Source organism: Acinetobacter genomosp. 33YU (genome assembly GCF_001990725.1).
In the GTDB taxonomy this organism is placed as follows: Bacteria; Pseudomonadota; Gammaproteobacteria; order Pseudomonadales; family Moraxellaceae; genus Acinetobacter; species Acinetobacter seifertii.
This window is the reverse complement of sequence record NZ_LFZQ01000021.1, coordinates 1-11,202: the sequence shown is the minus strand read 5'-3', so window position 1 is coordinate 11,202 and position 11,202 is coordinate 1. Positions and strand designations below refer to the sequence as shown.

Annotated in this window: 10 protein-coding genes and 1 pseudogene; 1 reads left to right on the top strand and 10 read right to left on the bottom strand. The window is 36.5% G+C overall.

Annotation, left to right across the window (positions count from 1 at the left end; all coding sequences use genetic code 11):
* The 3 genes and pseudogenes from AC056_RS18730 to AC056_RS18720 form a co-directional block, all read right to left on the bottom strand.
* Positions 1-387: pseudogene (locus AC056_RS18730) on the bottom strand (hypothetical protein); the annotation flags it as partial.
* 44 nt (positions 388-431) lie between these two features.
* Positions 432-1,265, bottom strand: coding sequence for a C39 family peptidase (locus AC056_RS18725; protein ID WP_077164447.1), 834 nt, complete (start codon positions 1,263-1,265; stop codon positions 432-434).
* Between the two features lie 295 nt (positions 1,266-1,560).
* Positions 1,561-2,409 (bottom strand): DUF6160 family protein, encoded by an 849-nt coding sequence (locus tag AC056_RS18720; RefSeq protein ID WP_039255540.1) that lies wholly within the window; start codon positions 2,407-2,409, stop codon positions 1,561-1,563.
* 352 nt (positions 2,410-2,761) lie between these two features.
* Between AC056_RS18720 and AC056_RS18715 the strand changes: the two genes are divergently transcribed.
* On the top strand, positions 2,762-4,108 hold the full coding sequence (locus AC056_RS18715) for a chorismate-binding protein (protein WP_077164446.1): 1,347 nt from the start codon (positions 2,762-2,764) through the stop codon (positions 4,106-4,108).
* Positions 4,109-4,111: 3 nt separating this feature from the next.
* Here the strand turns inward: AC056_RS18715 and hisC are convergent, their stop codons facing one another.
* From hisC to AC056_RS18680, 7 genes are all read right to left on the bottom strand, one after another.
* Complete coding sequence (gene hisC, locus AC056_RS18710; RefSeq protein ID WP_039255536.1) at positions 4,112-5,197, bottom strand: histidinol-phosphate transaminase; 1,086 nt, start codon at positions 5,195-5,197, stop codon at positions 4,112-4,114.
* A gap of 69 nt (positions 5,198-5,266) precedes the next feature.
* Entirely contained in the window at positions 5,267-6,556 is a 1,290-nt protein-coding gene (hisD, locus tag AC056_RS18705; protein ID WP_077164448.1) for a histidinol dehydrogenase, read from the bottom strand.
* A 105-nt stretch (positions 6,557-6,661) separates the two neighbouring features.
* On the bottom strand, positions 6,662-7,345 hold the full coding sequence (hisG, locus tag AC056_RS18700; protein ID WP_068934120.1) for an ATP phosphoribosyltransferase: 684 nt from the start codon (positions 7,343-7,345) through the stop codon (positions 6,662-6,664).
* Positions 7,345-8,601, bottom strand: a complete 1,257-nt coding sequence (gene murA, locus AC056_RS18695) for a UDP-N-acetylglucosamine 1-carboxyvinyltransferase (protein ID WP_049064588.1) — start codon at positions 8,599-8,601, stop codon at positions 7,345-7,347. The genes hisG and murA overlap by 1 nt, the downstream gene beginning before the upstream one ends.
* A gap of 6 nt (positions 8,602-8,607) precedes the next feature.
* Positions 8,608-8,859: a BolA family iron metabolism protein IbaG gene (gene ibaG, locus AC056_RS18690; protein ID WP_004703799.1), complete on the bottom strand. Its 252-nt coding sequence runs from the start codon at positions 8,857-8,859 to the stop codon at positions 8,608-8,610.
* A 138-nt stretch (positions 8,860-8,997) separates the two neighbouring features.
* Complete coding sequence (hpf, locus tag AC056_RS18685; RefSeq protein ID WP_001167461.1) at positions 8,998-9,336, bottom strand: ribosome hibernation-promoting factor, HPF/YfiA family; 339 nt, start codon at positions 9,334-9,336, stop codon at positions 8,998-9,000.
* Positions 9,337-9,504: 168 nt separating this feature from the next.
* On the bottom strand, positions 9,505-10,953 hold the full coding sequence (locus AC056_RS18680; RefSeq protein ID WP_039255531.1) for an RNA polymerase factor sigma-54: 1,449 nt from the start codon (positions 10,951-10,953) through the stop codon (positions 9,505-9,507).
* Positions 10,954-11,202 lie beyond the last annotated feature (249 nt).

Genomic DNA, 11,202 nt, shown 5'->3' with positions numbered 1-11,202 from the left:
CACAAAATTTAGAACAGTCCCGTAATCGAGGTCATAATAAGAGGAGATTACACCTTTCTTAATCAAAGAATATTGACGTTCATTTGAAGTAAATACTTCTTGCAAGTTTGTCTCTTGGCTAGCATCACCTTCTTTTTTCTGTAAAGCACTTGCTGCTTGATGTGCATCAGTATTAGCTGCAGGAGCTACACTATTAGCATCAGCTACACTCGACGTTTGTGTGCTAGCATCTGTTGTTGCAGAACTAGAACTTGCCGCATCAGTAGCCACAGAGCTTTGTGCTCCCTCTACTTGCGGTTGTTGTACTTGATCTTCAGCATAGATTGTCCCTGTAATGGCGCTCATACTTAAGGCCAACACACTCATCTTCATCCATCGATTATTCATGTTTTTCCCACCCAATTTATTTATTTTACTAACTTTAAATTTGACTATTTACGCTTGTAATAAAGACGCATATAGGTTTCTATCGGCTGCCCATATGTTGGCGATTTATTATCACTATCCAATACACGCCTCATGGTCGAAGCTTTATTTGCTAAACGATCAAAGTTAAATGTTGGATATTGAACATCAACGAAAGCATATTTATTGACTGTTGCATCTTCGACATGACGCATATCTGACTCTTTTAATGCCAATAAATCTTTACGCTGTGATTCAGGAACAGAAATAACAAATAAAGTATTATTATCCCAAATTTGTTTAAAACGATTTTCGTCAAAGCTGATATTCCCTAAAGCCGGATCAGCGACATACACTCGTCCATCTTTATAAGCTTTATATACGACAAAATGTTTAAAGCCTGCATATGAAATAGGCACAATTGCGGGTTGGTCAAGTTTAACTAAATCGGAAAACTCACCACGATACCCCCCACTGTCTAAACCAATCGCTGTGACAAAGCGCTTCATATCAAGTAATGAGAAACTCCGGCGCTCAATAATGCGCTGATATTCACCATACTGTAGCAAACCACTCATTGTTTGCTGTTCAGTTAAACTTGTCCCTACATAACCATTTAATAGAGTTGTAAGTGCAGCAGACCCACAACTATAATCATAGGCTTGCCGAACAATCCCACGAAACTGATCTTCTACAGCTGGTTTGATCTGAACTGGTTCAATATGATTTCGATGAAACGATAAATTACGTGAATCGGCAGTCTCTGTATAATAAACAGTTCCCGGCGGCTTTTTTTCTATTTCGAAGGCTTCTGTCGCAAAGTAATACATCAATGCTGAGCCTAAAACTATCTCTAACATAAGCACTTGGTCTAAATGGTGGCCTAACCGGCCTTATTCATTTTATTCTTAGAGCAATAGCTCTACATCCCTGTGTGTTGAAGATACCTTTTTTTTCTGTAAAAAACAGCTTTTTTTTAATCTTTTTGATGAATGCATAGTTTTACATTTATAAACTGATAATTAATTCTCATTTGTTTTTTACATTCTTTTTTATTATATAAATTAATATGATTTAAATATTAAAAATGAAGTTAAATTTTATTATGGCAAATAAAAAAGCGCGTATAAACGCGCTTTTTTATCACTCTTTAAATTAGTGACCAGAAATAGTAATTGTAGACGTTCCTACATTTAAACCTTGAATTTCTAAATCACCAATTGAAGCATTAGTCTGTGCACCTAGGTGAATTCCTTGTGCATAAACGTTCATACCTTGTGTACTGTTATTTTGGATACGTAAACCTGTAGGAACAACAGAAATGTTCGCGTTTACATCCATGTCACCAGTTGTATTACCTGACCCACGAACCATTACTTTGTCTAGGACAATTTTACCACCACCAGCAGCATCATTAATACCGAAGTTAGATAGTGTTAAACCACCTTGTAAGCTAGAGTTCACTTTGATCATCGCGCCTTGAGGAGTTGAACCTAACTGAACATTCGCAGAAATTTGACCCAAAGATAAATCTAAGCCAGAAATAATTTCAGTTGGAGCTGTTTCAGTAATACCACGTACAGCAGTAGTCGTATTTAATGTACCAGAAGTACCTACGCCAATTGAACCTACATGTACATCAACTGCGCCCACTGTTGCTGCAACGTTTAAGAAAGCACCATTTGAGCTTGAAGCACCATTTGTATCAATTTTTAAATCTAAAAGATTACCTGTACCTGTTTGAGTAACAGTAACACCACTAATTGCAATTGCACCCGCTGTACCAGAAGCGCCAGTGATACCAGTTGATGATGCTAGACCATCATTATCATGTAAATACAGTTTATCAATAGAAATACCACCAGAACCTAAAGCAATACCGATATTAATACCATCTTGACCTGTAGCTGCACTAAGCGCTGCATCGTCCATTGACTGCATTGCCATTGCATTTGCACTGATAGCTAAAGAAGAAACTAAAGCAAGTTTAGTGAACATTTTCATTGAGCACTCTCCCAAGAGCATTTATTTTTTGACTTAACCACTCTTACTGTCTCAAGTTGCATTTTTCTTTTATGGCAACCGAAACTTCCAATCCTTGAGTAGTTTTGCTTAGCAATTACTAAATTACAGCTACGTTAATTTTTGTTCAACTACTGTAATGCATTTTTTGCCAATTACCCGATAAACGGTACGAGGGTCACACTTTCTTAAACATGCAGACCAATTATGCTTAAGTTGTAATGAAAAATAGATGATTTTATCGACGAAAAGTTAAACTCTTACCGCCTAGATGACTGATGAACTATAAGTTGTAGTAAACTAGGCGACCTCTTCCAAACTTGTCATGTTTAAAATGTCTCAGTTAAAGAAAAAAATCTCTTTAGAAAGTACTCTATCAGCTGCCGATATTTTAAAAAAATTAGAAGATTTAACTGGGCTCGTATATCTTTATGATGATAACAATCCTATTATTGGCTTTCTGCCAAAAAAATATCTAATTACTCAAGCTCATCAAAATTTTATATTCGAGCAAGATATCCTTAATAAGTATATAAACTCCTCTAATATTGAAAACATTTTAGACTTCACTCACTTCCATACTGAAGAATCAAAAAATAAAAATATCAGTTTTAATGGTGGATATATTGGATTTATTAGTTATGATTTTTCTGCACATCAATTTATTAAAAATCAATCACACCAACAACCCTCTTTATTTATAGGTTCTTACCACTCTTTTCTGAAAAAAATAAATAATGAATGGTATTTTTTTAGTGATGAAAAAAACAGTTCAGAAATTTTTAATTACATTACAGAATTACTATATGGCTCTTCTAATCACTTAAGAAAAAATATTTTTAAACTAGATAAAAATATTTATCCCCGTTGGTCTAAAAATGAATATTTGACCGCTTTTCATAAAATACAAGATTATATTAAAGCAGGAGACTGCTACCAAATTAACCTTACGCAAGAGTTTAATACAACTTTCACAGGAGCTTTATTAAATAAAGCAGAAGAATTATGGAATTTAACCAATGCACCTTATTCAGGTTATTTAAAATTAAATAACTTTGAGTTATTAAGCTGCTCTCCTGAATTATTTATTGAATTTAGTACAGACAAACAAATTAAAACTAGACCAATCAAAGGCACCATGCCTCGATATGAAAATAAAGAACAAGATTTAATTTCAAAACAAACATTGAAAAACTCTCAAAAGGATCAGGCAGAAAATGTCATGATTGTTGATTTATTACGTAATGATTTGAGTATTTATGCCAATACAGGTTCAGTAAAAACGACAAAGTTATTCGAAATTGAAAGCTTCAATCAAGTTCACCATATGGTAAGTGAAGTCACAGCTATACTTAAAAATGATATTAATCCTATGCAAATGTTGCTTAGCGCTTTACCAGGCGGCTCAATTACTGGTGCCCCTAAAATTCGAGCAATGCAAATCATTGAAGAGTTAGAAGGTTCACCGCGAGGGGCATATTGCGGTACTTTGGGATATTTTAATTTTGATGGTACTGGTCGTTGGAATATTCTTATTCGTAGTTTTCAACAATATCAAAACCAGCTTTCTATTTGGGCAGGTGGTGGTATTACGATTGCCTCAGAAGCTGAGGCCGAATATCAAGAAAGCTTAGATAAAATCTCTGCTATGCTGAACTTAATGAACAGCACAGCAGAATAATTTTTAAAGAATATCTTGCTTCAAAGTTTGAACTAAACGTGCATTTTGCTCATCAGTTCCAACTGTGATACGTAAAAACTGATTAATGCGAGGCTTATTAAAGTGGCGAACAATAATACCCTGCGCACGTAATTCCTGCGCTAGTTGCCCAGCCTCATGTTGTGGGTGTGAAGCAAAAATAAAATTCGCTTTTGATGGTAAAACATTAAAACCAAGTTCAGTTAAATCACTAACCAGCTTTTCTCGACTCGTAATAACTTTTTGACACTGTTCTTCAAAGTAAGCCTGATCTTCAAAAGAAGCAACAGCCGCAGCAATAGCAAAGCGATCAATTGGATATGAATTAAAACTATTTTTTACCGCTTCAAGTGCTGCAATCAAGTGTGACTGAGCAATCGCAAATCCGACACGTAAACCTGCCAAAGAACGAGATTTTGAAGTTGTTTGACATACCACAAGATTTTCATAACGGTTTACCAAACTTACAGCAGACTCAGCACCGAAATCGACATAAGCCTCGTCAATCACAACCACACGGTCTGGATTGACTTGTAGCACTTGTTCAATCTCTGCCAAGCTGAGTGCAATACTTGTTGGTGCATTAGGATTGGTAATAATCACGCCACCATTAGGTTGTGCATAATCTTTAACATCAATCTCAAAATTATCATTGAGTGGAATTTCTTTTGTCTTTGTTCCAAAAAATTGGCTATAAACTGGATAAAAGCTATAAGTAATATCCGGATATAAAATAGGTTCATCTTGAAGGAAAAATGCTTTAAAAATATGAGCAAGCACTTCATCGGAACCATTACCTAGAAAAACTTGAGATACATCCATATTCTGTTGCGTAGCAATCGCTTGTTTTAAGGTAGTTGCATCTGGATCTGGATATAAGCGCAGTGCATCAGCTTGATCATGTAGTACAGCTTGAACCGCTTCTACTACTTTTGGTGATGGCGGATACGGATTTTCATTAGTATTTAACTTTAATAAATTTTGGATTTTCGGTTGCTCACCTGGCACATAAGGCTCTAATTCACGAACCTCAGGACTCCAAAAACGCATTTGTGCTGTAGATACAGTCATAGTCTTATCTCAAAAAAGGGCTGAAAATCAGCCCTGAATAATCATTTAAAATACTGAAAGGCTTAAAGCTTATTGATAACGATAACGAGCCGAGCGCGCATGAGCATCAAGATTTTCTTGAACAGCAAGTATATCAGCGGTTTTAGCCAATGTTTTTACGCCCTCTTTTGAGCACATGATCAAGCTAGAGCGCTTTTGAAAGTCATATACACCCAGTGGTGACGAGAAGCGCGCTGTACCGGATGTTGGCAATACATGATTTGGACCAGCACAGTAATCACCAATTGCTTCAGGTGTATAACGTCCCATAAAAATTGCGCCTGCATGACGAATGTCTTCGCTCATTGCTTCGGCATCATCTAAACATAGCTCCAAATGCTCTGGTGCAACTTGATTAATCAAATCAACAGCTTCTGCACGGTCTTTTACCAAAACTAAAGCCCCACGATTTTCAATAGACGTACGTGCAATATCAGCTTTAGGCAAGTCATTTAAGTGCTTTTCAATTGCTGCCTCTACGGCTTCTAGCAAAGCTTCATCTGGAGTTATAAAAATAGCTTGGGCAACCGTATCATGTTCAGCTTGAGATAATACATCCATCGCTAACCACTCAGCGTTATTCGCCCCTTCTGCATATACTAAAATTTCAGAAGGTCCTGCAATCATGTCGATACCTACCTGACCAAATACAGCACGTTTAGCAGCCGCTACAAATCGGTTTCCAGGACCAGTGATTTTATCTACAGGCGGAACAGTTTGAGTACCATAAGCTAGAGCTGCAACAGCTTGCGCCCCACCAATAGTAAATACTCGACTCACACCAGCTAGATAAGCAGCAGCCAAAACAAGTGGATTTAATTCACCATTTGGTGCAGGTACCACCATAATAATTTCAGGTACACCGGCCACATGAGCTGGTACCGCATTCATAAGCACAGATGAAGGATAAGAGGCTAGTCCACCAGGTACATAAATACCAACTCGGTCAAGAGGAGTCACTTTTTGTCCTAGGGTATTACCCAAATCATCTACATAAGTCCAGCTATCTTGTTTCTGAGCCTCATGAAATGTACGAATACGATCAGCCGCAAGTTGCAGGGCTTCACGAATCTCTTGATTTAAGTCATCAAACGCAGCTTTAAGTTGTTGTTGAGACAATTCTAGATCGGAAAATTGATGCGCTGGATGTCGATCGAACTGTTGAGTAAGTTTTAAAACATGATCATCACCATGCTGACGAACATCAGCAATAATTTGATCTACTGTTTGAACTAAATTAGGATCATTAACAGTTTCAAAAGCTAAAAGCTCTGCAAAAATCTGTTTGAAGTTCTGATCTTGAGTCGATAAACGTCGCATCAATTTACCCACAAGGCGAAAAAGAAAAACCAAGTTTACTCTTTTTCTAAGCCCTTGTGGGCATCATATCTACAACTATCGCAAAAGCATGATAGGAAATTACTTTTAACGTGATTGAACAGCTTGTTCAAGTTGGGAAATGATTGGGTTTAATAAAACTTGCTTACGCTTAAAGCTCGCTTTATTAACGATAAGACGTGAGGATACTTTACAAATTTCTTCTAATGGTTCAAGCCCATTTGCTCGTAAAGTATTTCCAGTATCAACTACGTCAACAATATAATCGCCCAAACCGACAAGTGGTGCTAATTCCATAGAACCATAAAGCTTAATAACATCTACCTGCTCACCTAAGCTTGCATAGTATTGACGCGTTAGATTGACGTACTTAGTTGCAATTTTTAAACGGCCTTTTGGACGTTCCATTCCAACTTTGCCAGCAGTCATTAACTTACATTTTGCAATCTGTAAGTCCAATAACTCATAAACATGCTGAGCACCATGTTCCATGAGTACATCTTTACCTGCTACACCTAAATCAGCTGCACCATTCTCAACGTAGGTTGGCACATCAGACGCACGTAAAATCAAAATACGAACTTGCTTATGTGTTGTAGGAAAAATCAACTTACGAGATTTTTCTGGGTCTTCAAGCAAGTTAATACCTGCTGTTGCAAGTAAAGGTAAAGTTTCTTTTAAAATACGCCCTTTACTGAGTGCTAAGGTCAAACCATGATCAAAATTACCCATTACATCAAAATTAGGATCATCGTTTCTTACGTCATTCATTAACTTACTCGCTTAATTTGGGCACCTAAACCTTGAAGTTTCTCTTCGACATGCTCATAACCACGGTCAATATGGTAGATACGATCAATTAATGTATCACCTTCAGCAACTAAAGCCGCTAAGACCAAAGAGAATGAAGCACGTAAGTCTGTTGCCATTACAGGAGCAGCTTGCAATTTTTCAACTCCAGTCACCACAGCATCATGACCCTCGACCTGAATATTAGCACCCATACGTGACAATTCAGGAACGTGCATGAACCGATTTTCAAAAATGGTTTCGGAGATCGTTGCAAAACCGCGACCAATTGCATTTACGGCCATAATTTGCGCTTGCATGTCGGTTGGAAACTCTGGATGAGGTAATGTTCTAAAACTTACCGCTTTAGGGCGCTTGCCCATCATATCCAATTCAATCCAGTCATCACCACGAGTGACTTCCGCACCCATTTCTTCAAACTTATCTAAAACAGATTCAAGTAACGATGGATCTGTATGAGTAGTTTTAATGCGACCACCTGTAATTGCCGCAGCAGCTAAGTACGAACCTGTTTCAATACGGTCTGCAACAACTGCATATTCACAGCCATGTAAACTTTCAACACCAGTAACAATAAGTGTATCTGTATCTATACCTTCAATTTTTGCGCCCATTTTAATAAGCATTTGAGCAAGATCAGTAATTTCAGGTTCACGTGCTGCATTACGAATTGTAGTTACACCATCCGCTAAAGCAGCCGCCATTAGAATATTTTCGGTGCCCCCTACAGTGACCATATCAAAAATCACTTCGCCGCCTTTGAGACGACCATCTACAGTGGCATGGACATAACCATTTTCAACTTCAATATGTGCACCCAATGCTTCTAGGGCTTTTAAATGTTGATCTACTGGTCGAGATCCAATCGCACATCCACCTGGTAACGAAACTTTAGCATTTCCATAACGTGCCAATAATGGTCCTAACACCAAAATAGATGCGCGCATGGTTTTTACCAGTTCATAAGGAGCAAACTGGTTATCTAAAGTAGAGGTATCTGCTTTAACCGTGTCATTTTCATAACTAATTGTGACGCCTAATCCACCAATTAATTTTACCAAGGTATTTACATCTTTAAGATTTGGGACATTGGTTAAAGTAATAGGTGAATCAGCAAGAATCATTGCTGCAAGTAATGGTAAAGCCGCATTTTTAGCACCAGAAATGCGTACTTCTCCTTCGAGCTTAACACCGCCCGTAATTAAAAATTTATCCATTAATATTTAAGCTCCGAAAAGGCTTGCTTTGCGCCATTCGTCTTTGGTCATCGCACGAATTGTTACGGCATGAACTTCGCCACTTGCAATATAAGTATTTAATGGTGCATAAACTGCTTGTTGACGAGCAACAGTACGCTTACCTTCAAATTGATCATCCACAATACGGAGGTCAAATTTTCCAGCCTGTCCGCTCACTGCTACTTCCGCATCAGGAAAAGCTTCTTTTAAAATTTGAGTGAGCTGTTCACTATTCATTGCAAAGACCTCTGGCACAACCTACGGTGTAAAACGAAGTATTTTACTATAACTTTTTCCAAGAATTCAGTACGTGTTTATATTTTATCAATAAAAAAGAGGCTATATTTCAAGCCTCTCTCAATTATTAAAAACTTATCAAATAGAAACAGCAACTTGTGAATAAGTACATTGCATTTTCCGATATTTTAACAATTGTTTTTTTAATTTTTCAGTCAACTTTTTAATAGATGTATACATGTCATCTGCTGTTGCTTGAGCAAATAGTTCAATCCCAGGTAAGCGAACTATTGCTTCTGCCACATGATTAGAGCTGCCCTTATGTGAGCGTTTGTCAATCTGATGATCTTTCGTTAATTTAATCTGCATACTATTCACCTGATCGAGATGTTTCGTTAACTGATTAAATTTTGCTTTAATATTTTCTTCTATAGCTGGTGTAATTGCTAAATGATGTCCACGAATCGTTATTTGCATAATTCTATCCCTCACCTTTTTGGGTTAATAAAGAAGAACTAAAACGATTTAATGTGATCTAAAAAAGATGACTTTGGACAATTAAATCATTTTAGCAGCTCCTCTTGGTGAAATTGAAATTTCATTATTTCGTCATAATGAACATCTAGAATAGTCATACTTCAAAAATTAGATCAAGACTTTTCTTTCGGATGACGATGGAATATGTAACGATTCACGATATTTTGCTACAGTTCTTCTAGCCACTTCTATCCCTTCATCCTTTAATAAAGCCGCAATAGTATTATCAGACAATGGCTTACGTGGATTTTCATTAGAAACCAATTTTTTAATCATAGCTCTAATTGCAGTAGAAGAAGCTTCTCCTCCCGTGGTTGTTCCCACATGACTAGAAAAAAAGTATTTCAACTCAAAAAGCCCACGTGGTGTCAGCATGTACTTATTTGTAGTGACACGTGAAACAGTAGACTCATGAAGCTCCACTTCTTCAGCCACATCCCTTAGCACCAAGGGTTTCATTGCCTCAGCACCTATCTCTAAAAATGCTTTTTGGTGTTCAACAATACAAGTAGCAACTTTTAATAAAGTTTTATGCCGTTCATCAATACTTTTTATGAAATTTTTAGCTTCAAGCATTTGATTACGCAGGTATAAATTATCATCGCTTTGATCAGCTCTACGAATCATACTTGAATAGAAAGAGTTGATTCTTAATTTTGGCATAATATCCGGATTTAATTGAACTTGCCAATGTAGATCTTTTTTAGCAACTACGACATCAGGGATTTGATATTCCGATTCTTGCTTTTGAAAATCCATACCAGGATAAGGCTTTAATGTTTTTAATAAGTCAACCGAAAGCTTTAATTCATCTTTCGATAGGCCTGTTTGTTTTAATAATTTATTTAAATCATTTGCAATTAATAACTCATAATACTGGAGTAAACTTTTTGCTTCTTTTAAATATTCAGTTCCTTTTGGTAGAAAATCCAATTGGATTTTTAAACATTCAGCAAGATTGCGAGATCCTATTCCAACTGGATCAAGACGTTGAATATGTTTTAAAACAACTAAGACTTCATCTTCTTCAATTTCTTCCTCAATATCCATGTCATTTAATAGATGTTGTACAGCGAGAATAATTTCTTCTAATTCAGCATCTAAAAAGCCCTTATCATCTAAAGCATCGATAATACAATAAGCAATCAACTGATCTATTTTTGAGAAATGCAGCAAGTTCACTTGCTCTAACATATGTTCTTTTAGTGTCATCTGAACTTGGCGATTATCTTCACGCTCTTCAAACTCAGGAGTACCTAAAGCCGTCGACTGATGTGTATAGATATCATCCCACTCAGTATCCACAGGTAAGTCATCAGGTAAATGATCTGCATTTAACTCCGTTGTAAGATCATTACTTTCTTTGTTTTCTAAAGTGGATAAACTTTCGGCTAGTGATTCATCTTCCACTTTTTCAAGTAATGGATTACTATCTAATTGAATTTGAATTTCTTGCTCTAATTCTAAACTTGAGAGCTGCAGTAATCGGATTGCCTGCTGCAATTGAGGCGTTAACGATAATGAATTCGCAACTTTCAATCCAACAGATAATTTCATATATTTCTCTTTCCAATAAACAAGCAAAAATCATGCCTATTTATTATTTATAGCATATAGTCAAGTTTTATCCTATATATTGACTGAGAATTTCATGAGAAAATTATTAATTTATTCTTCTAAAAATCTATTTTAACAACCGAAAAAGATGAGTTGTTTAATTAAATTAACTTTGCATTTTGATATATACATATCTCTGAAACAGGACAACTGTACAAATTTATTCCACGCAATAAGCAACACCCCGGT

Excerpts from the sequence above, each read along its gene's own strand:
- AC056_RS18720 (WP_039255540.1), bottom strand. The coding sequence starts at position 2,409 with ATGAAAATGTTCACTAAACTTGCTTTAGTTTCTTCTTTAGCTATCAGT.
- hpf (WP_001167461.1), bottom strand. The coding sequence starts at position 9,336 with ATGCAAATAACGATTCGTGGACATCATTTAGCAATTACACCAGCTATA.
- AC056_RS18715 (WP_077164446.1), top strand. The coding sequence starts at position 2,762 with ATGTCTCAGTTAAAGAAAAAAATCTCTTTAGAAAGTACTCTATCAGCT.
- murA (WP_049064588.1), bottom strand. The coding sequence starts at position 8,601 with ATGGATAAATTTTTAATTACGGGCGGTGTTAAGCTCGAAGGAGAAGTA.
- AC056_RS18680 (WP_039255531.1), bottom strand. The coding sequence starts at position 10,953 with ATGAAATTATCTGTTGGATTGAAAGTTGCGAATTCATTATCGTTAACG.
- ibaG (WP_004703799.1), bottom strand. The coding sequence starts at position 8,859 with ATGAATAGTGAACAGCTCACTCAAATTTTAAAAGAAGCTTTTCCTGAT.
- hisD (WP_077164448.1), bottom strand. The coding sequence starts at position 6,556 with ATGCGACGTTTATCGACTCAAGATCAGAACTTCAAACAGATTTTTGCA.
- AC056_RS18725 (WP_077164447.1), bottom strand. The coding sequence starts at position 1,265 with ATGTTAGAGATAGTTTTAGGCTCAGCATTGATGTATTACTTTGCGACA.
- hisC (WP_039255536.1), bottom strand. The coding sequence starts at position 5,197 with ATGACTGTATCTACAGCACAAATGCGTTTTTGGAGTCCTGAGGTTCGT.
- hisG (WP_068934120.1), bottom strand. The coding sequence starts at position 7,345 with ATGAATGACGTAAGAAACGATGATCCTAATTTTGATGTAATGGGTAAT.